A 19,428-nucleotide genomic window follows, 5' to 3' on the forward strand; every position below is an offset into this window, starting at 1 on the left:
CGAAAAAAGCGCCATGACGTGAATCATGGCGCTTTTGCATCGACCGCGCGTATCACGCGCTCAACAGCACTTCCCTGCTCCCGACCCGTACCGCGCATTCTGGCGCTCGCGGAAGAATTCCTCGTACGTCATCGGCTCGCGGTCCGGATGGGTCTCGCGCATGTGCGCGACGTAGGTGTCGTAGTCGGGCAGGCCGACCATCAGCCGCAACGCCTGCCCGAGGTAACGCCCCGCACTGCGCAGGTCGCTGCCAAGATCGCTGAACATCGCGGCCTCCCCTTAACGTCCGCTGCCGAGCGCCTGTGCGGCCGGCATCGCTTCGTACGGCGTCTCGCGCACGGTCGGCTTCGACTCGCGGCGCGCGCGCAGCACGGCGATCACGCCGTACACCGCGATCGCCACGACGACGAGGATGAACAGCCCGGCCAGCGCCGCATCGATGTAGTCGTTGAAGATGATCCGCTTCATCTGCGCGATCGACTTCGCCGGCGCGAGCACCTTGCCTTCGTCCACCGCGGCCTGCAGCTTCGCGGCGTGCGCGAGGAAGCTGACCTTCGGGTTCGCGTCGAAGATCTTCTGCCAGCCGGCCGTCAGCGTGCAGATCAGCAGCCACGCCGTCGGCACGATCGTCACCCACGCATAGCGCTCGCGCTTCATCTTGAACAGCACGACGGTGCCGAGCACCAGCGCGATCGCGGCGAGCATCTGGTTCGAGATGCCGAACAGCGGCCACAGCGTGTTGATGCCGCCGAGCGGATCGACCACGCCCTGGTACAGGAAGTAGCCCCACGCGGCCACGCACAGCGCGGTGGCGACCAGGTTCGCGGGCAGCGACTCGGTGCGCTTGAGCGCCGGGTGGAACGTGCCGAGCAGGTCCTGCAGCATGAAGCGGCCCGCGCGCGTGCCGGCGTCGACGGCCGTCAGGATGAACAGCGCCTCGAACAGGATCGCGAAGTGATACCAGAACGCCATCATCGCTTCGCCGCCGATCACCTGGTGCAGGATGTGCGCCATGCCGACGGCCAGCGTCGGCGCGCCGCCCGCGCGCGCGATGATCGTCGTTTCGCCGACGGCCTTCGCGGTCTGCGTCAGCATGTCCGGCGTCAGCACGAAGCCCCACTGCGTGACCGTGTTGGCCACCGCTTCCGGCGTCGAGCCGAGCACGGCGGCCGGTGCGTTCATCGCGAAGTAGATGCCCGGCTCGATCACGCACGCGGCAACCAGCGCCATGATCGCGACGAACGATTCCATCAGCATCGCGCCGTAACCGATGAAGCGCGCGTTGGTTTCGTTGTCGATCAGCTTCGGCGTCGTACCCGACGAGATCAGCGCATGGAAGCCCGACACGGCGCCGCACGCGATCGTGATGAACAGGAACGGGAACAGGTTGCCCGACCAAACCGGGCCCGTGCCGTCGACGAACTTCGTCAGCGCGGGCATCTTCAGTTCCGGCGCGACGACGAGGATGCCGATCGCGAGGCCGAGGATCGTGCCGATCTTCAGGAACGTCGACAGGTAGTCGCGCGGCGCGAGCAGCAGCCACACCGGCAGCACCGATGCGACGAAGCCGTAGCCGATCAGGATCCACGTGAGCTGCGTGCCGGTGAACGTGAACCACGCGGCGAGCGTCGGCGAATCGTGCACCTGCTGGCCGAACGCGATCGACGCCATCAGCAGCACGAAGCCGATGATCGACACTTCGCCGATGCGGCCCGGACGGATGTAGCGCGTGTAGACGCCCATGAACAGCGCGATCGGAATCGTCGCGGCGACGGTGAACGTGCCCCACGGCGAATTGGTCAGCGCCTTCACGACGATCAGCGCGAGCACCGCGAGGATGATCACCATGATCAGGAACGCGCCGAACAGCGCGATCACGCCGGGCACCGTGCCGAGCTCCATCTTGACGAGGTCGCCGAGCGAACGGCCGTCGCGGCGCGTCGAGATGAACAGCACGATGAAGTCCTGCACCGCGCCGGCGAACACGACGCCGGCCAGGATCCACAGCATGCCGGGCGTGTAGCCCATCTGCGCGGCGAGCACGGGCCCGACGAGCGGGCCGGCGCCGGCGATCGCGGCGAAGTGATGGCCGAACAGCACGTACTTGTTGGTCGGCACGTAGTCGAGGCCGTCGTTGTACTTGACGGCCGGCGTCATCCGCAGCCCGTCGAGCTGCATGACCTTGCTGGCGATGAAACGGCTGTAGAAGCGATACGCGATCAGATACACGCAGACTGCGGCGATCACGATCCAGAGGGCACTGACGCGCTCGCCGTGTGCGAGTGCGATCGTGCCAAACGCGAACGCGCCGAGCAGCGCGACCGCAATCCAGAGCAGGGTACCGGAAGCCCGATTCATGGCGTCTCCTGTGGTTATTGATATCGCGCGGCGCTTGGGCCGCCGCGCGCTCGTGTGTCGGTATGGCACGTCACGCCGACCTCGCAAAGACCGGCATGATGGGCTCGTAGTATTCGCGTTCGGGGGACCGCTTACAAGCGGTTAACTACGTATGCGGGGCTACGTAGTATTACGTAGATCAAATGCACGCCTTGGCCTTCGGTGTGCATCTTGAAAGGCATTCGCTGAAGCACATGCGGTATTTCCGATTGGAATTTCCGCTTTGCCTGCCGTTAAACTTGCCGGCTTTTGATGACCGGTCGAAGACTTGCCTTGCCCTGCCTCCTCGGAAAAACCATGAATGCCAAGATTTCGAAACGCATCCGGGCAGCCGCCCTCTTCGCGCTGTGCGCATGCATCGCCCCGATGTACGCCCATGCAAAAGGCCCGGTGGATTGCCGTCAACTCAACGAAGCGGTCGGGGGCCCCGGCGACGATTTCAGGCCGCCGGTTTCCGCGACGGTCATCGGCTCGGGGCGCGCCTATTTTCATTCGGCTCCCGACGCGCAGTGCGTCACCAAGCGAACCTTCATCATTCCCGGCGACTCCGTGATCGTCTATAAGCCGTACAAGGGCTGGTATCAGATCATGTACGTGAACGGCAAGACGGGGGAGGATTTCGAAGGGTGGGTCGAGAAAGGTCGCCTGAGCTTGGGCGGCACTTTGGGAGGCAGTCAATAGGCGAGCGCGTTCGGCAGCCGCCCATCCGGAAACAACCGCTCCCGGCGGCGAGCAGTTCCGTGGAATAGAACCTAGAATTGAACGCAGCGCCGGCCGTCGCTGTGCCCCCGGCCGGGCGTTTCCCCTTCCCATCGTCAGAAGCAGCCGCCATGAACCTTCACGATGCGCGCGTCATCCGCCCCGCGCTGGGCGCACTCTGCGTGGCTTCGCTCGCGACGCTGTCCGCGTGCGGCGGCGAAGCGTGCTTCGGCTTCAACGATGGATGTTTCAACGGAAACGGAAACGGCACGCAGACCATCACCGTCTCCGGCACGGCCGCCACCGGCCCGGCGCTGGCCAGCGCGACCGTCGCCGCCCGCTGCGCGCAGGGTTCGGGCTCCGCGCTGTCGGACGGCGGCGGGAACTACAGCCTGACGTTCAACGCGACACTCCCGTGCGTGCTTACCGTCACGTCCGGCGGCACGACCCTGCATTCGCTCGCGTTCGCCGGCGGCACCTTCAATACGACGCCCGAGACCGACCTGATGCTCGTCTACCTCGCATCGCAGCTCGGCACGACCACGGCCGGCCTGATCGCCAACGTGCCGAACAGCGCGCATGTGCAGCAGGTGCTGGAAAACCAGTCCGACGTGCAGGCCGCGCAGGTGGCGGTCGTCGCGAATCTCCAGCAGCGCTACGCGGTCACGCTGACAACGCAAGCGTTCCTGACGACGCCGTTCGTGGTCGGCCAGCCCGGCGTCGACAGCGACCTCGTTGCGCTGGCGAAGGCGGGGGCGATCGACGCCAACGGCATGCCCGATCCGGCCGCCGTGCAGCTGCTGGCGCAGGCTGGCGCCGCGCATCCGCTGTGAGCGACGCCAAGTCGGCGCGTCAACGAAAGGCGTGAACCGAAACGGCTTCGCGTCAGGCCTGCGTCGAGACCAGACCGCCCGTGGGATTGCTCGACTGCTTGCGCAGCAATTCCACCATCTTTGCGACCGCGGTTTGCAGCGCGGCGGACACTTCGCCGGCCTGCGCGACCAGCGCCTGCTGTTCGATCTGGGCCGCGGGGTCCTTCTTCGCCCGCTGGCCAGCCTGCGCTATCTGGGCTTCCAGCTGCGCGAGCTGCTTCTGCAGCTTCTCGATCAACTCCTTCAGCTGCTTGACCGCCGGGTCTTCAGCCTTGCTGTTCGCACCGCCCAGCGGCGCGGAGCCTTCGGCCGATGCGGGCTGCGCGGCGTTCGCCTTCGCGCCTGCGCCCGTGCCCGACGCTGCGGTGGAGCCAGCAGCGGTGGAGCCGGCGGCGGTGGCTTGCTGATTGCCCGATGCGCCGGCCGTCGTCGGGTTCGCCGCAGCCTGTGCCGGGCCCGCGACCAAAGAGGAATCGATCTTCATGACGTGCTTCCGTGTGTTTAGTGAATGAACCGTGACAGCTGAACGTGAGGTTCCATACAGTCGTATTACGGCATTCGTCACACGAAACTTGAGGGAAGCGGCGCGTCACACTAAGCGATGAACTTTTTTTGTATCCATATCGCCCGCCGCAACGGATAAGGTGAGCTGATTCGGGAGCCGCCCTTTACAACCTTTTTACTTGCCACCGGATGGCGGCTCACTAAAATGTTTCGATAATCCCACCAAGAGCCGGTGACATGAACATCCGAAATCCTCGCCCCCCAAGTCGCTTCCCCACCTGACAGGCAGGACGCCTGCTCTTTCCCGAGCCATCGTCTTGCCGAAAGGCGAGCGGTGCGCATCCGTCGTTACTCTCCCGAGCGTTCTTGCGCGTGCACGGTTGACCGGGCCGCAGGAATTCATGCGCGCGTGGCCACCGCGAACGCAGCGCTCGCGTCGCGACGCAGCCCCTTGCCTTTCATCCGCTTCCCGAGCCTCGCTTCGTTCGCGCATCGCGAACGACATGATCCGCACGCTTGTCACGCGCGGTTTAAGAAAGGATTACTGATGAACGAGCTTCACGGAATTTCGGCGCCGGCCGGCATGCCGCGACTGAGCGCACATGAAATGGCGGCCTTGATGCTGCTTGAACAGGCTCCGGTCGAAATCGAGCGGGGAACGCTCGACATGACCATGCTCCGCGACGCGGGACTCGCGGAACTCATCGATCGGGACAAGGGCGCCCCCAAGTTCTCGATCACGCGCAAGGGCAAGGTGATGCTGCGGATGCTGAGCGAATGGATCACGCGGGAGCGTGCAGTTTCGCCTGCCAATCCGGCCTGACCTCAAGCGCGCTTCCCACGACGGCGATGACACCGACGCTTCGATCCGCAGGCATGCGTGTCCGCATGCCTTGCATTTGACGACCCAGGAGTTTTGACATGTTTGAAATGAACAAGAACTACACCCGCGAATTCATCCACACCGCCTGCGGCGGCAGCAAGCAGGCGTTCCTGCCGACGAAGAACGGCAAGGTCGTGGCCGCCTGCCTGCGCACGGACCTCAACCCGCATGCGCCCGACGTGATCCTCTGTGACGGCAGCGCGTCCGCGCGCGCCGCCGGCAGGACGCTCGCCGCGCAACCAGGGCGGTGCGATTCCGGTGTTCATCAAGGTGGAAACCGACGCGTTTCGTTTCGTCGGCCTGTTCGCCGTCAGCGAATCGTTGACCATCCCGCTCGACTACCAGCAGCTCGTGCGCAACAGCGGCTTCACGTCCGGGCAGATCTCGCGCGTGCTGAAGATGAAGCGTTACGACCAGGCGTGATCGAAAGCGGCCCGGTGTATTGCACACCGGGCCGCATGCGTCACCCGCGGATCAGGTTCAATGCTTGTCGTCGACCTTCTTCGGCTTCGGCGGCGACGGCACCTTCGCGTACTGGAACGCCGGCGTCGCCTTCAGTGCTTCCTTCGTCGCGCCGGGCAGGTAGATGTTGCCCTTGCGCACGTCGAGCGACGCGATCGGCACCGCGACGTCGTGCGCGGCCACGCCGAGGAAGCCGCCGGCCGACACGATCGCCGCGGACACCGAGCCGTCCGGCGCGACGATCAGGTCGCGCACGGTGCCGACCTTCTGGTTGTCGTCGTTGTAGACGGCCTTGCCGAGCACGCTCTTCTTCACGCTCCAGCCTTCGAGCAGCGCCTGCGATTGCTCGACGGTGACGCTGATCGGCTGCGCACCCGCGATCTGCGCGTGCGCGCTGACGCTCGAGGCGAGGACGGTTGCTGCGATGAGGGTCTTGTAGAAAGCCATGTTGTCGGACTCCGGTTCGTTTGTCGTTGGTGTCGGGCACGTTGCGTGGCGCAACACTGACGCCATGTTAGCGCCACGCTCGTGGCGCCGCATCGGACACCATGACGCAGCAATGCTGCGGCGACGCACGCAGGTTAGCGTCGATGCTCAAGGCTCGCCCGCCCTCGCGTCACGCGTTGCGCGGCTGCGCGCGCCGTTGCCGCACAGCGTCGGCCAGCACGTCGAGCACCGGCTCCGTCTGCACCCAGCTCAGGCACGCATCCGTAATCGATACGCCGTACTTCAGCGGCACGCCCGGCTTCAGATCCTGCCGCCCCGCCTCGAGATGGCTCTCGACCATCACGCCGACGATCCGCTGCTCGCCCTGCGACAGCTGCCGCGCGAGATCCTGCGCGACGTCGATCTGCCGCTCATGCGACTTGTTCGAGTTCGCGTGCGAGCAGTCGACCATCACCTGCTCACGCAAGCCGGCCTTGCGCAGCACTGCGCAGCTCGCCTCGACATGTTCGGCGTCGTAGTTCGGGCCGTTCTTGCCGCCGCGCAGGATCACGTGCGCATCGTCGTTGCCGCGCGTCTCGAAGATCGCGGCCATCCCCATCTTCGTCATCCCCATGAACGCATGGCTCGCGGCCGCCGCGACGATCGCGTCGGACGCGACCTGCACGCCGCCGTCGGTGCCGTTCTTGAACCCGATCGGGCAGCTCAGGCCCGACGCGAGCTGGCGGTGGCTCTGGCTCTCGGTCGTGCGCGCGCCGATCGCGCCCCATGCGATCAGGTCGGCGATGTACTGCGGGCTCAGCAGGTCGAGGAATTCGGTCGACGCCGGCAGGCCCAGTGCGTTGATGTCGAGCAGCAATTGCCGCGCGGCGCGCAGCCCTTCGTTGATGCGGAAGCTGCCGTCGAGGCGCGGATCGTTGATGTAGCCCTTCCAGCCGACCGTCGTGCGCGGCTTCTCGAAGTAGACGCGCATCGTGATCAGCAGGTCGTCCTGCAGCGCATCGGCGGCGGCCTTCAGCCGGCGTGCGTAGTCGAGCGCCTGGTCGTGATCGTGGATCGAGCACGGGCCGACGACGAGCAGCAGCCGGTCGTCGCGGCCGTGCAGGATGTCGCCGATCGCGCGGCGCGTATCCTCGACGAGCGTCTGCGTGGCGGCCGGCACCGGCAGTTCGTCCAGCAGCAGCGCAGGCGAGATCAGCGGGCGCACCGCGCCAATACGGACGTCGTCGATGCGCGTGGTGTCCTGCGTCGCGTCGGCGCTGCCTACCTCGCGATCGTGGGAAGGATTGTCGAGGTTCTGCATGGTGATTCTCCGGGGGGACTTCGAGTAGAAATGGCAGGCTCGATTATCTCACCCGGCTGTCGCGGCAGCGGCCGGCGCCGGGTCGCACGCATGCCCGACCCGGCGCGCGCCGTCCGCTTCGCTCAGGACGCGTCGGCCGCCCGATCGACTTCGATCCCCAGTTCGGCGGCCATCCGCTCGACGAGCGCCTGCAGCCGCGCCACTTCATCCGCGAGGCGCTTCTGTTCGGCCTTCAGCGCTTCGAATTCCGAAGGCGGCACGGAATCGGCCCCGCCGGCATCCGCACCCGCGAAGTCGGCCACGTTCACTTCGCCGCACATCAGGTGCATCCAGCGGTTCTCGCGCGCGCCCGGCGCGCGCGGCAGCTTCACGACGAGCGGCGGCTCGCGCGTCGCCAGCTCTTCCAGGAACGCCTCGACCGACGAGATATCCGCGAAACCATGCAGGCGCGCGCTGTTCAGGCGCAGCTCGGCGGCCGTCTGCGGGCCGCGCAGCAGCAGGATCGTCAGCAGCGCGACCGCCTGGCTCGGGATGCCGAGCACGCGGTTCACGTTGTGCTCGAAACGCGGCACGCGGCTGCTGCTGCCCTCCATCACGAGGCTCAGGTGCTTCAGCCCGTCGAGCGCGGTCGTGACTTCGTCCTCGCTGACGTTCATCACCGGCGAGCGCGCGGTTTTCTGGTTGCAGCCCGCGGTCAGCGCATTCAGCGACAGCGGATAGGTGTCCGGCACCGTGTGCTGTTTCTCGACGAGCACACCGAGAATGCGGGCCTCGAGGGGCGTGAGTTCGCGAAGGGGGCGGGGCGAAGGAGTAACCGGAGTGGTGTTCATGGGTGGCGTCGCGGCATGCTGCGTGTGAAAGGGAAGCGGATCACGGCCCGGCGGCGCGCCGGGCGGGCGAGCCATATGATAGCCGGTGCCGCGCCGCCGGGGCGTGCGGTCGCGTGTCGCGGCATTCGTCACATTCATCGCATTCGTTGCGCTGGTTGCATCGATCGCAATCGCTGCATACGCTGCGTCAGTCGCGTTCGCCGAATGCGCTGCCCGAATCGCGGCTAACGGCCGGCTTGGAACCGCCGCACACGATGACTACACTCTGTGCGCGGCTCGAACTTTCGCCACCAGACAGGAGGTCGTCATGCCAGACAAGCAATCCGTCGCACCGGAAAGCACCGCTTTGCGCGTCGCACTGTGGCGGGCCATGCACACGGAGGTCGATGCGCCGCCGTATGTGCTCGAAGACGATATCGGCCTGCAACTGATCGCGCCGGACGAAGACTGGCGCGACCGTCCCGACATGCACCCGCAGGGCACGCGCGGCTTTCGGGCGTCGGTCGTCGGACGCGCGCGCTTCATCGAGGATCTGGTGGCCGAGCATGCCGACCGCGGCATCGCGCAGTACGTGCTCCTCGGCGCGGGGCTCGACAGCTTCGTGCAGCGCCGGCCGGGCCTCGCGTCGCGCCTGCAGGTGTTCGAGGTGGACCAGCCGGGCCCGCAGGCATGGAAGCGGCAGCGCCTGATCTCGCTCGGTTTCGGCGTGCCCGACTGGCTGCGTTTCGTGCCGGTCGATTTCGAGGCCAGCGATTCGTGGTTGGAGAAACTGGCGGCGGCGGGTTTCGCGACCGACCGGCCGGCGGTCGTCGCGTCCACCGGCGTGACGATGTACCTGAGCCTCGACGCGATCAAGGCGACGCTGCGGCAGATCGCGTCGCTCGCGCCGGGCTCGACGCTCGCGATGACGTTTCTGCTGCCGCCCGAGCTCGTCGAGCCGGCGGACCGCCCGCTATATGACGCGGTGCTGACCCGCGCGCGCGATTCCGGCACGCCGTTCGTGAGCCTCTTCATTCCGGCCGAAATCCTCGCGCTCGCAAGCGAGGCCGGCTTCAGCGAAGCCCGCTGCGTGTTGCCGGCCGATCTCGCGCAACGCTATTTCAGCGGACGGACCGACGGGTTCCGGCCGCTCGACGGCGAAGTGTTCCTCGTCGCGACCGTGTAGATCGTGCAACGGCGTTCGCGTTTGCGCGACGCGAACGCCGGCGCTACGATACGCGTTCGTCAGGCGGGTCACGACGCATCGGAGCATCCGCTTCCGGCGCCCCATCGCCGTGATCGATCGGCCATCGCGCCCGTTCAACCCCCATCCGCTTTCCATCGACATGCCCAGCCCGTCCACTCCATTCCCGTCCGTTCGTGCGATCGTCACCGGACACACACGCGGCCTCGGCGCGTCGCTCGCCGCGCAACTGCTGGCGCGCGGCATCGCCGTGCTGGGCGTGTCGCGCAGCCGTCATCCGGCGCTGGCGTCGCAAGCCGGCGACCGATTCACCGAAATCGAACTCGACCTGTCGGAGCCGGCACGCGTCGAAGCCTGGCTCGCCGGTGACGCATTGGGCCGCTTCGTCGACGGCGCGTCGATCGTGCTGCTGTTCAACAACGCGGGCATCGTCGATCCGATCGGCCCGCTCGCCGCGCAGGATCCGGCGATCGTCGCACGCGCGGTCGGCGTGAACGTCGCGGCGCCGCTGATGCTGTCGGCCGCGCTCGCACAGGCCGGCGCCGACACCGTCGAGCGCCGCATCCTGCACGTGTCGAGCGGCGCGGCGCGCAACGCGTACGCGGGCTGGAGCGTCTACTGCGCGACCAAGGCCGCGCTCGATCACCACGCGCGCGCAGTCGCGCTCGACGCGAACCGTGCGTTGCGGATCTGCAGCGTCGCGCCGGGTGTCGTCGACACGGGCATGCAGGCAACGATCCGCTCGACCAGCACCGATCGTTTCCCGCAGCGCGAGAAATTCGACCAGTTGAAGTCGAGCGGCGCGCTCGCGACGCCCGAGGCGGCCGCGCGACAGTTGATCGGCTATGCGCTGAGCGATGCGTTCGGCTCGGTGCCGACTGCCGACGTGCGGGAGCTGGCGGCCGGATAGCGCCGCCGCCCGTCACCCTTCGAGCCGCTTCGTCCAGTCCTCGACCTGCCGCTCCGCCCGGCGCCTGTCGAGCATCTTGCGCCAGCCGGCCGGCAGCGTCCCGATGCCGCACAGCGCGTCGAGCGCGCCCATGTCGAGCGTGCGCCGGTACAGCACGTCGAGCACCGCCGCCAGCGTCCATTGCGGATAGGCGCGCCGGTGCAGCGCCAGCACGTCGCCCGGCGCCACCCAACCCGCCTGCAGCACGCGGTAATACCAGCCGGTCCGGCCGCTTTGCTGCACGAGCGCGGCCATCCGCGGATGATCGAAGCGCGCGTTGAGCTTCCAGCACGGCTGCCGCGACTGCGACACCTGAAGCACGGCGCCGCCCAGCGTGAACTCGTCGCCGAGACACACGTCGCGCTCGGTCACGCCGTGCGTCGACAGGTTCTCGCCGAACGCCCCCGGTTGCGCGAGCACGTCGCGCGCGCCGATCTGCGCGGCCCACCATGCGTAGTGATCGTGCGCATAGTGGTGCACCGCCTTGTCGGGGCCGCCGTGATGCCGCGCATCGGCCTGCTCGTCGCCGGCAAAGCCGAGCGCGCCCAGCCACAGGCGCGCCCACCGGCCGCTTCGCGATCGCGCTGGCGTGCGGCGTGCCGGCCAGCGGCCGGCACGCCCCGACGAGCACGGCCCCGATGCCCGCGTCGATCGCCGGAAGCGCGTCACCGCTCATGCCGGCTCGCACACCGGCAGCGCGGCGAGCAGGCGCGCGAGATCGCGCGTCCTGTCCTCGCCGAGCGGCATCAGCGGCTTCCTCGGTTCGCCGGCATCGAAGCCGCGCAGGCGCAGCCCGGCCTTCACGGTCACCGGCAAGCCGCCGTTGACGATGAACTGCAGCAGCGGCAGCTGCGCATGAAAGACCGTCCGGGCGCGCGCCAGGTCGCCCGCCCGAACGGCCTCAACCAGCGCAAGCGGCAAACGCGCGTTCAAGTTCGGCGCGGCCGTGCACCATCCGGCCGCGCCCGCCGCGAGCGCGGCGAGCGCCATCGGGTTGCTGCCGTTGTAGAACGGAATCGCGCCGTCGGTCAGCTGCGCGAGACGGTGCATCCGCCCGATGTCGCCCGTGCTCTCCTTCACCATCGTCACGTTGTCGACGGTTCGGCAGATCGTCGCGATCAGGTCGGGCGACATGTCGACGCCGCTCGTCGCGGGGTTGTTGTACAACATGATCGGGATGCCGATGGCGGCGCCGATCGCGCGATAGTGCGCGACGATCTCGTCGTGACCGAGCTTCCAGTACGACACCGGCAGCACCATCACCGCATCGGCGCCGGCCTGCTCGGCGAAGCGCGCGCGGCGCACCGCGCCCGCCGTGGTGAGATCGGAAATGCCGACGACGGTCGGCACGCGCCGGCGCACCGCGCGGATCGACGCGGTGGCGACCGCCTCCCATTCGGCGTCGGACAGGTATGCGCTCTCGCCGGTACTGCCCAGCGGCGCGATGCCGTGAACGCCATCGGCGACCAAACGCTCGATCAGCGCGTCGAGCGCTGCGAGGTCGACGCCGCCGCCGGCGGAGAACGGCGTAACGGGGTAGGCAATGATGCCTTTCAGCAGGGTTGACACGATTTGCACTCCAGAATTAAAAGCCGATGTGGACTGATTGCATCGATGATTCAGGCGACGCAATCGGGATGCGTGCGAAGCGCGCGGCGGGCGTAATACTCGAACGTCACCGCGTCGCGCTTCGGCTTCGAGATCCAGTCGTGCGCCTCGCGCGCCAGCGCCGGCGGCACCGGCCTGATCTCGCCGGCCGCCATCGCGAGCAGTTGCAGCTTCGCGGCCCGCTCGATCAGCAGCGCGAGGATGCACGCTTCCTCGATCGTCCTGCCGACCACGAGCTGGCCGTGATGCGACAGCAGGATCGCGCGCTTGCTGCCGAGCGCCTTCGAGATGATCTCGCCCTCCTCGTTGCCGACCGGCACGCCGGGCCAGTCCTTCAGGAACGCGCAATCGTCGTACAGCGGACAGGTATCCATGTGCGACACGACGAGCGGCTGCTCGAGCATCGACAGCGCCGCGACATGCGCAGGATGCGTATGGATGATGCAGTTCACGTCCTGGCGCTCGCGATAGATCCACGTATGGAACCGGTTGGCCGGATTCGGGATGCCTTCGCCGTCGACGACGTCGAGATCCTCGTTCACGCGCAGCAGGTTCGCGGCCGAAATCTCGTCGAAACCGAGCCCGAGCCGCTGCGTGTAGTACGTGCCGGCGTCGCCCGCGCGGCAGGTGATCTGCCCGGCCAGGCCGGAATCGTGGCCGGCATCGAACAGGATCCGGCACGTGAGCGCGAGCTTCTGCCGCGCGGACCAGCCGCTGTCGCCCACCTCGCTCTCGAGACGCCGCTGCGCGAGCGCAACGAGCGCCGCCTTCGACAACTGCAATGTTTCCGCCATATAGCCTCCTCAATCGAAAGGACGTGCCCGTCATGCGCATCCGTTTGCGCACTTCATGACACAAGGCCGATTATATGACACATTGTGTCATGCGTTACAATCGGTTTTTCGAAGGACACCTGGCGCCCCATGACGATTCGCCTGAAGCTGCTGAGAAAACAGAAGGGCTGGACGCTCGACGTGCTGGCCGACGAGACGGGCCTCACCAAGAGCTACCTGTCGAAGGTCGAGCGCGGCCTGAGCGTGCCGTCGATCGCGGTCGCGCTGAAGCTGTCGAAGGCATTGAATGTGGACGTCGAGCAGTTGTTCTCGGAAAGCGGCAACCGCGAGCTGATCACGGTCACGCGCGCGGGCGAGCGCGCCGCGCCGGGCGGCAGGTCCGCCGGGCATGCGCAGGCGTTCGAGAGCATCGCGGCCGGCGTCGCGCCGAAGAAGATGCTGCCGTTCGTCGTGCATCCGCCGCACGAATTCGTCGCATCGACGTTCCGCGAGCACGAAGGCGAGGAATTCCTGTTCGTGCACAAGGGGCGCGTCGAGATCGAATTTCCGAACGAGACGGTGCAACTCAAGACCGGCGACTCAGTCTATTTCAACGCACTCATCCCGCACCGCACGCGCAGCCTCGGCGCCGCGCAGGCGGAGATCCTGGTCATCGTCAGCCACGACGACTAGAATCGTCGCTTCTCCCCGCCCAAGGATTCCCGATGGTCACGAAGGCCACCGCACCGTTCCAGCAGATCAAGACGCTCGTTCGCCAGAACGTCGACTCGGGCGACTGGCGCCCCGGCGACCGCATTCCGTCCGAGCTCGATCTCGCCGCGCAGTTCGGCGTCGCACGCATGACGGTCAACCGCGCGCTGCGCGAGCTGACCGAGGAAGGCGTGCTGAAGCGCATCGCGGGCGTCGGCACGTTCGTCGCCGAGGTGAAGCCGCAGTCGAACCTGCTGATGATCGCGCACATCCGCGACGAAATCCGCGCGCGCGGACACGAATACCGCTGCCGCGTGCTGAGCCAGTCGAGCGAGCCCGCGTCGTTCGACGTCGCGGCCGCGTTCGGCCTGCCGGTCAATACGCCGGTGTTTCACGTCGTGTGCGTGCACGAGGAAAACGGCCGCCCGATCCAGCTCGAGGATCGCTACGTGAACCCGGCCGCCGCGCCCGGTTTCATCGACCAGGATTTCCAGGTCGAGCCGCCGTCCGAGTACCTGTTCAACAACGTGTCGCACTACGAACTGGAAATCGAGCACGTGGTCGATGCGTCGCTGCCGACCGGCGAACAGGCGCGGCTGCTCGACATGCGCACCGACGAGCCGTGCCTCACGCTCACGCGCCGCACCTGGACGAACGGGCTGCCCGTCACGTTCGTGCACTTCCTGCATCCGGGCAACCGCTACCGGCTCGGCTCGCGCTTCAAGCCGGGCGCGGGACACAAGCAGACCTGAGCGGCGCGCTCAGAGCGCCGCCGCCTGCCCGGCCTCCTTCGACCACACGACCGGAAACAGCGGGTGGTCAAGCGGCGCGCCGTCGGGCAGTTGTTCCGCGAGCCCGGGGAAATCGGGCGACGTCTTCCAGCGGCGCGGCGCGTGACGGATATCGTCGCCGACGAAGCGGATCGAGAACGCGCGCCGGCGGTTCTGCGTGCCGCCCGACGCGTGCAGCGTGAGCATCCGGAAGCACACCATGTCGCCGGGCTCGAGCGCCCAATGGCGGATCGGGAAGGCCGCGCGGTCGCCTTCGATGTCGGGCAGGTCCGCGAGGCTGCCTTCCGGAAACCACTTCGCTTCCTTGTCCATGAACGTGCGCGGCATCAGCCACGGCCCGCGATGCGAGCCCGCGACGAATTCCAGCGTCGACTCGAGCGGCACCGGATCGACCGGAATCCACATGCTGACGTTGTCGTCGCCCTCGATGTTGTAGTACGGCTGGTCCTGGTGCCACGGCGTACGCTGCCGCGTGCCGGGCTCCTTCACGAGCAGGTGGTCGTGATGCAGCCGCACGTTCTCCGTGCCCATCAGCGCGGCGGCCACCGACGGCGCGGGCGAGCGCACGATGAAGTCGCGATACGCGTCGTTGTGCTGCCAGTTGCAGAAATCCTCGAAGAACCAGCCCGGATCGTCGGGCCGGCTCGCGACTTTCGCGCGCGGGCTCGGGTGCACGAGGTTGTCGTCGATGCCGGACTTGAGCGTCGCAATCTCGTCGGGCGAGAAGATGCCCTTGATGCAGACCGCACCTTCCTCGCGGAACGCGGCGATCAGTTCGGGCGTCACGGCTTTCGCGACGCGATCTTTGATGTTCGTGATCATGGCTCGCCTGTCGGTTGGATGTATCGCGGCTGATTCGATGAAGCCGCGATGCAGTCTAGACCGCATAATTTTCGAGCGCAAGCGGCAGGGTGGATAGCTGGCTCGAACGAGTACGTTCGGATGCTCGCTGGTAGAGCGTGACGAAGTTGCGGAGCAGCATGGTCAGCACCGGTTTTCGCCTTGCAGTCTATACAGCAGGCAAAGGACCCCAGGAACGACCGGTCGCCCTCTCCGCTTGATTATTTGACCAGTCGCATTCCGGCCGTCTTGACCGCTTTCGCGTCGAACGTCGCGACGTATTCACATTGCGCTTCGTGACAGGCACGCTCGATCAGGCAATCTGCAAAATCGGCCGACGAACTTGCATACAGGCGCAATGCTTTCCACACGGTATCAGCCGCTTCGACCACGAATTCGTCGATGCGCAGCAGCGTCTCTATCACTTGCGCAATCTCGCCGCGATCTGCATCGTATGCTCGCGCAAGTACCCACACGACCTCGACCAATGCAATCTGCGTGATATATCCGGGGCGTTCGACAGTGAGCGATTCAATCAACGTCGTGGCTCTCTTTGCTTGCGCCGGATCGTCCTGCGCGAAGTAGCGCACCAGCACATTCGTATCGAGGCCGATCATCGGGCCGAACCTCCCTGCTCAGCGATCACCGCATTCATGTCTTCGATCGACACGGGTTTCGCCGGCTTGCGGATAATGCCCTTGAGCGCGGTCACCGAACAAGTGGCCGGAATCACTTCATACCGACCTGTCTGCTCATTGAGCACGAAATCGATTCGATCACCGGTCGACAGACCGAGGCGGTTACGCACATCTACGGGAATCGTAACCTGTCCCTTTGAAGTTACGGTTGCAGAAGCCACCTTCTTGTCCTCCGAGCATCGATATTCCTTACTTTATGGTAAGGAACAAGCAAAGGCAAGCGGGCAAGCCTACCTGTCCGGCGAACGGCCATTGCCCGCCGCATCAGCCCATGCTAAAAGTCATCGCACACATTCGAAAGCACAATGCATGAACCCACAGAAGTGCAGAAATGAATAGACCCCTGTTCGACATCGACCTGCTGCGCGCGCTCGTGATGGTCGCCGATTGCGGCAGCTTCACGACGGCGTCCGCGCGCCTGCATTCGACGCAGTCGACGGTCAGCCAGAAGGTGCGCCGGCTCGAGGAAATCGCCGGGCATCGCCTGCTCGACCGCGGCACGCGCGACGTGCGGCCGACCGACGCGGGCGTGACGGTGCTCAGCTATGCGCGGCGCATGCTCGCGTTGAACGACGAGATGCTGGAAGCGCTGTCGGGCGCGACGGTCGCGCTGACGATCCGGCTCGGCGTGCCCGACGATTTCGCGGCGGGACGCACGACGCATGCGCTCGCGGCGTTCAAGCGCGAGCATCCGCAAGTGAAGCTCGAGGTGATGTGCGGGCTGAGCCGCGACATCAGCGCCGCATACGATCGCGGCGAACTCGACCTCGTACTGATCAAGCAGCGCCGCGATAGCCGCGAGGCCGTCGTGCGCTGGCCCGAGAAGCTGCGCTGGATCGACAGCGCCGCGCATCCGTCGATCGATCTCGACCCGGTGCCGATCGTCGTGTTTCCGCCGCGCGGGCTCTATCGCGACGACATGATCAAGGCGATCGAGGAGCGCGGCCGCCGCTGGCGGATCAGCTTCACGACGTCGAGCCTGAGCGGCATCCAGGCCGCCGTCGCCGACGGGCTCGGCATCAGCGTGCTGCCCGCGCGCGTGGTGACGGACGAGCACGTCGTGCTGACCGCGAAGCAGGGTTTCGCGCCGATCGAACACATGGACATCGCGATCCTGCATCGGCCGACGGCCGACCCGATGGTCAGCGAACTGACGAAGGCGCTCGCGGCCATGCTGGAGCGCGAGCGGCGGTGACGCCGCGCGGCGTGCGTCAGAACATCGTGTTCCCGTTCGCGGCCTGCTCGGGCACGGGTTGATTGACGTCCCAGTGCTCGACGATCTTGCCGCTCTCGAGCCGGAAGATGTCCATGATCGCGCTGCCGCGCGTGCCGGGTTCGCGCACCGCGTGCACGTGCAGGATCACGTAGTCGCCGTCGACGAACGAACGCTTGATCTCGCTGTGCGACTGCGGATACTTGTCGCGCAGGAACGCGACGAATTTGCGGAAGCCGTCGCGGCCGTCGGCCGCGTTCGGGTTGTGCTGCACGTAACGATCGCCGACATACGCGAGCGCGCCGTCGGCGTCCTTCTCGTTCAGGCCTTTCTCGTAAAAGGCAAGCACTGCCCGGCGATTCGCTTCCTGTCGAGCGGTGCCCGTGTCGGCTGCCGCGACATGTGCGGCCGATGCGGCGAACGCCGTCGCCAAGGCCCATCCCGAAACCTGTCTCGTGAAGCGGTGTCGCATCTCGTTCACCCGATGTCGTGACTGAAAAGCGGATCGGACTCGCACGACCGCTGCGGGTTCCCGGCCGCCGGCCCACGCGGCCGGACCGCCCTTCCGCCCGCGTTCAAACCAGCACGCCGTTACGCGCGACGATCTTCCCCGACGACACGACGAGCCGCCGTACCGGCCGTGCGACGACGGCCTCGGCGAACGTCAGCGCGTCGACCAGCACGACATCCGCGCGGCTGCCCGGCTGCAGCCCGTAACCGTCGAAGCCGCACCCGCGCGCCGCACCGTGCGTCACGCAGTCGAGCGCGACCTCGAGCGCATCGTCGCGGCGGAAATCGTTGCGCATGCCGATCAGCATCGCGCGTTCGAGCATGTCGGGCGACCCGTACGGCGTCCACGTATCGCGCACGCCGTCGTTGCCGCCGATGACCGTCACGCCCGCCGCACGGCACGCGGCCACCGGCGGCACGGGCACCGCCGCCGGCGCGGTCGTGACGAGGCCGACGCCGAGTTCCGCCATCCGGGCAAGCAGCGCATCGCGCTCGCGTTCGGCGATATCGCCCAGGCAGAACCCGTGGCTGATCGTCACCTTGCCCTGCATGCCGTGCGCCGCCGTGCGCTGCAGGATCAGGTCGAGCGAGAACTCACCCATCGTCGACGGCTCGTGCAGGTGGAGGTCGAGCCCGCGGCCGTGGCGTTCGGCGATCGCGAACAGCACGTCGACCGCCTCGACCGGATCGCCTTCGATCGCGCACGGGTCGAGCCCGCCGAGCAGATCGGCGCCGGCGGCGAGCGCGTCGGACAGCAGCGCGTCCGTGCCCGGCCGCTTGAGCACGCCCGATTGCGGAAACGCGACGATCTGGATGTCGACCTGCCCGCGCAACGTCTCGCGCGTCGCGAGCACACCGTGCAGATGCCGCAGCCCGGCTTCGGTATCGATGTCGACGTGGGTGCGGATACGCGTCGTGCCGGCCGCGAGGAACGCGCGCGCCAGCGCGAGCGACGCGACGCCGGCGTCATGGCCGCTCGTCGCGCGATAGTGGCGTTCGTTCTCGATCCGGTCGACGAGGCGCGGGCCGACCTGGTTGCGATACCACGGCATTCCCCAGTGCGTCTTGTCGAGGTGCGTGTGGCCTTCGACGAGGCCGGGCAGCGCGAGCGCCCCCGCGCCGTCCTCGATCGCGCAGCCGGCGGGCGCGTCGAGCGACGGGCCGATGCGCGCGATGCGATCGCCTTCGATCAGGATGTCGAGCGCGGCGTCGGCGCTCGGGCGGACGTTGCGGATCAGCAGGCTGGTCATCGGCATATCCATTCGTCTGCACGATTCGAAGCGATGCGCGAGCGTCTCATCGCGCAAACCGCAGCGCCGGCGTGAACGGCGCGCAATCAGGACCGATCGCGACGAAACGGCCGTCGCGGACGACGAGGTTCACGGGCTGGCCGTCCGGAGCGGCGGCGTTGATGAAGATGCGGTCAGTCATGACACGGTGGCGATGAGGCGATCGCGCCGCAGCCAATATGGGCGGAACCGCAGCCGGCGCCGCGCGACCGTGAGTGGGGAATCCGGCCACGATATCGGACGCCCGTGCGCGGCGCCAATTAAATGTCGCGATGCCGCGCATTCGATTTCGCGATGCGCGGCGGTCAGGCGAGCCGGCCATACAGACCCCGGGATTTACGCGGCAACAGACTTTACACGTTGTTACCCGGCCGCACCGGACGCGCCACCAGCCATTCCTTATACTCACGCCGAGTTCGCCACCCGTCCCGGAATTCGTCGGCGAACCCGTTGCCGATGCAGGAATCAT

Annotated in this window: 22 protein-coding genes and 2 pseudogenes; 9 read left to right on the forward strand and 15 right to left on the reverse strand. The window is 66.9% G+C overall.

Annotated elements, in window-relative coordinates:
* Positions 1-60 precede the first annotated feature (60 nt).
* Positions 61-267, reverse strand: a complete 207-nt coding sequence (locus tag WT26_RS34590) for a YbdD/YjiX family protein (protein WP_006480280.1) — start codon at positions 265-267, stop codon at positions 61-63.
* 12 nt (positions 268-279) lie between these two features.
* Positions 280-2,358 carry a carbon starvation CstA family protein gene (locus tag WT26_RS34595; protein WP_069275058.1) on the reverse strand — a complete coding sequence of 693 codons (2,079 nt, stop codon included), beginning with the start codon at positions 2,356-2,358 and terminating at the stop codon, positions 280-282.
* A 336-nt stretch (positions 2,359-2,694) separates the two neighbouring features.
* Between WT26_RS34595 and WT26_RS34600 the strand changes: the two genes are divergently transcribed.
* Both WT26_RS34600 and WT26_RS34605 read left to right on the forward strand, forming a co-directional pair.
* Positions 2,695-3,078 (forward strand): hypothetical protein, encoded by a 384-nt coding sequence (locus WT26_RS34600; protein ID WP_069271936.1) that lies wholly within the window; start codon positions 2,695-2,697, stop codon positions 3,076-3,078.
* A gap of 149 nt (positions 3,079-3,227) precedes the next feature.
* Positions 3,228-3,929: a hypothetical protein gene (locus WT26_RS34605; RefSeq protein WP_069271771.1), complete on the forward strand. Its 702-nt coding sequence runs from the start codon at positions 3,228-3,230 to the stop codon at positions 3,927-3,929.
* A 52-nt stretch (positions 3,930-3,981) separates the two neighbouring features.
* Here WT26_RS34605 and WT26_RS34610 read toward each other — a convergent pair whose 3' ends face one another.
* The gene (locus tag WT26_RS34610; RefSeq protein WP_059946788.1) at positions 3,982-4,452 is read right to left on the reverse strand and encodes a hypothetical protein; all 471 of its coding nucleotides are present in this window, start codon (positions 4,450-4,452) and stop codon (positions 3,982-3,984) included.
* 567 nt (positions 4,453-5,019) lie between these two features.
* Here WT26_RS34610 and WT26_RS34615 point away from each other — a divergent pair.
* Both WT26_RS34615 and WT26_RS34620 read left to right on the forward strand, forming a co-directional pair.
* Complete coding sequence (locus WT26_RS34615; protein WP_060120263.1) at positions 5,020-5,295, forward strand: hypothetical protein; 276 nt, start codon at positions 5,020-5,022, stop codon at positions 5,293-5,295.
* Positions 5,296-5,393: 98 nt separating this feature from the next.
* Positions 5,394-5,778: pseudogene (locus tag WT26_RS34620) on the forward strand (hypothetical protein).
* A 57-nt stretch (positions 5,779-5,835) separates the two neighbouring features.
* Here WT26_RS34620 and WT26_RS34625 read toward each other — a convergent pair.
* The 3 genes from WT26_RS34625 to WT26_RS34635 all read right to left on the reverse strand — a co-directional run bounded on the left by WT26_RS34625 (position 5,836) and on the right by WT26_RS34635 (position 8,394).
* On the reverse strand, positions 5,836-6,264 hold the full coding sequence (locus tag WT26_RS34625) for a PRC-barrel domain-containing protein (RefSeq protein WP_042974211.1): 429 nt from the start codon (positions 6,262-6,264) through the stop codon (positions 5,836-5,838).
* Between the two features lie 169 nt (positions 6,265-6,433).
* The gene (locus WT26_RS34630; protein ID WP_069275059.1) at positions 6,434-7,564 is read right to left on the reverse strand and encodes a 3-deoxy-7-phosphoheptulonate synthase; all 1,131 of its coding nucleotides are present in this window, start codon (positions 7,562-7,564) and stop codon (positions 6,434-6,436) included.
* 122 nt (positions 7,565-7,686) lie between these two features.
* Positions 7,687-8,394, reverse strand: a complete 708-nt coding sequence (locus WT26_RS34635; protein WP_069275239.1) for a YceH family protein — start codon at positions 8,392-8,394, stop codon at positions 7,687-7,689.
* Positions 8,395-8,701: 307 nt separating this feature from the next.
* Between WT26_RS34635 and WT26_RS34640 the strand changes: the two genes are divergently transcribed.
* Both WT26_RS34640 and WT26_RS34645 read left to right on the forward strand, forming a co-directional pair.
* Positions 8,702-9,559 carry a class I SAM-dependent methyltransferase gene (locus tag WT26_RS34640; RefSeq protein ID WP_069275060.1) on the forward strand — a complete coding sequence of 286 codons (858 nt, stop codon included), beginning with the start codon at positions 8,702-8,704 and terminating at the stop codon, positions 9,557-9,559.
* A gap of 160 nt (positions 9,560-9,719) precedes the next feature.
* The gene (locus WT26_RS34645) at positions 9,720-10,487 is read left to right on the forward strand and encodes an SDR family oxidoreductase (protein WP_069275061.1); all 768 of its coding nucleotides are present in this window, start codon (positions 9,720-9,722) and stop codon (positions 10,485-10,487) included.
* A gap of 12 nt (positions 10,488-10,499) precedes the next feature.
* Here WT26_RS34645 and WT26_RS34650 read toward each other — a convergent pair.
* The 3 genes and pseudogenes from WT26_RS34650 to WT26_RS34660 all read right to left on the reverse strand — a co-directional run bounded on the left by WT26_RS34650 (position 10,500) and on the right by WT26_RS34660 (position 12,928).
* Positions 10,500-11,202, reverse strand: a pseudogene (locus tag WT26_RS34650) (MOSC domain-containing protein).
* On the reverse strand, positions 11,199-12,095 hold the full coding sequence (locus tag WT26_RS34655) for a dihydrodipicolinate synthase family protein (RefSeq protein WP_069275240.1): 897 nt from the start codon (positions 12,093-12,095) through the stop codon (positions 11,199-11,201). Before WT26_RS34655 ends, WT26_RS34650 begins: the two are co-directional and overlap by 4 nt.
* A 50-nt stretch (positions 12,096-12,145) precedes the next feature.
* Entirely contained in the window at positions 12,146-12,928 is a 783-nt protein-coding gene (locus WT26_RS34660) for an aldolase (RefSeq protein WP_069275062.1), read from the reverse strand.
* A gap of 129 nt (positions 12,929-13,057) precedes the next feature.
* Between WT26_RS34660 and WT26_RS34665 the strand changes: the two genes are divergently transcribed.
* Together WT26_RS34665 and hutC are read left to right on the forward strand one after the other, a co-directional pair.
* Positions 13,058-13,600, forward strand: coding sequence for a helix-turn-helix domain-containing protein (locus tag WT26_RS34665; protein WP_069275063.1), 543 nt, complete (start codon positions 13,058-13,060; stop codon positions 13,598-13,600).
* 32 nt (positions 13,601-13,632) lie between these two features.
* A complete protein-coding gene (gene hutC / locus WT26_RS34670) occupies positions 13,633-14,370 on the forward strand; it encodes a histidine utilization repressor (protein WP_069275064.1) in 738 nt (245 codons plus the stop codon).
* 9 nt (positions 14,371-14,379) lie between these two features.
* On the opposite strand, the gene WT26_RS34675 is transcribed toward hutC, so the two are convergent.
* The 3 genes from WT26_RS34675 to WT26_RS36940 all read right to left on the reverse strand — a co-directional run bounded on the left by WT26_RS34675 (position 14,380) and on the right by WT26_RS36940 (position 16,108).
* Positions 14,380-15,231: a phytanoyl-CoA dioxygenase family protein gene (locus WT26_RS34675; protein WP_069275065.1), complete on the reverse strand. Its 852-nt coding sequence runs from the start codon at positions 15,229-15,231 to the stop codon at positions 14,380-14,382.
* A 239-nt stretch (positions 15,232-15,470) separates the two neighbouring features.
* Positions 15,471-15,866 (reverse strand): PIN domain-containing protein, encoded by a 396-nt coding sequence (locus WT26_RS34680; RefSeq protein ID WP_059538000.1) that lies wholly within the window; start codon positions 15,864-15,866, stop codon positions 15,471-15,473.
* Positions 15,863-16,108, reverse strand: a complete 246-nt coding sequence (locus WT26_RS36940; RefSeq protein ID WP_059967848.1) for an AbrB/MazE/SpoVT family DNA-binding domain-containing protein — start codon at positions 16,106-16,108, stop codon at positions 15,863-15,865. Before WT26_RS36940 ends, WT26_RS34680 begins: the two co-directional genes overlap by 4 nt.
* Before the next feature lie 170 nt (positions 16,109-16,278).
* Between WT26_RS36940 and WT26_RS34685 the strand changes: the two genes are divergently transcribed.
* Complete coding sequence (locus tag WT26_RS34685; RefSeq protein ID WP_069275066.1) at positions 16,279-17,142, forward strand: LysR family transcriptional regulator; 864 nt, start codon at positions 16,279-16,281, stop codon at positions 17,140-17,142.
* 16 nt (positions 17,143-17,158) lie between these two features.
* Here WT26_RS34685 and WT26_RS34690 read toward each other — a convergent pair whose 3' ends face one another.
* The 3 genes from WT26_RS34690 to WT26_RS38875 form a co-directional block, all read right to left on the reverse strand.
* The gene (locus WT26_RS34690; protein ID WP_231130537.1) at positions 17,159-17,632 is read right to left on the reverse strand and encodes a nuclear transport factor 2 family protein; all 474 of its coding nucleotides are present in this window, start codon (positions 17,630-17,632) and stop codon (positions 17,159-17,161) included.
* A gap of 103 nt (positions 17,633-17,735) precedes the next feature.
* Positions 17,736-18,920, reverse strand: coding sequence for an amidohydrolase family protein (locus WT26_RS34695; protein ID WP_069275241.1), 1,185 nt, complete (start codon positions 18,918-18,920; stop codon positions 17,736-17,738).
* Positions 18,921-18,966: 46 nt separating this feature from the next.
* The gene (locus WT26_RS38875; RefSeq protein WP_257785712.1) at positions 18,967-19,101 is read right to left on the reverse strand and encodes a hypothetical protein; all 135 of its coding nucleotides are present in this window, start codon (positions 19,099-19,101) and stop codon (positions 18,967-18,969) included.
* Between the last annotated feature and the right edge of the window lie 327 nt (positions 19,102-19,428).

The sequence above is a fragment of the Burkholderia cepacia genome (assembly GCF_001718835.1).
GTDB classification, from domain to species: domain Bacteria; phylum Pseudomonadota; class Gammaproteobacteria; order Burkholderiales; family Burkholderiaceae; genus Burkholderia; species Burkholderia cepacia_F.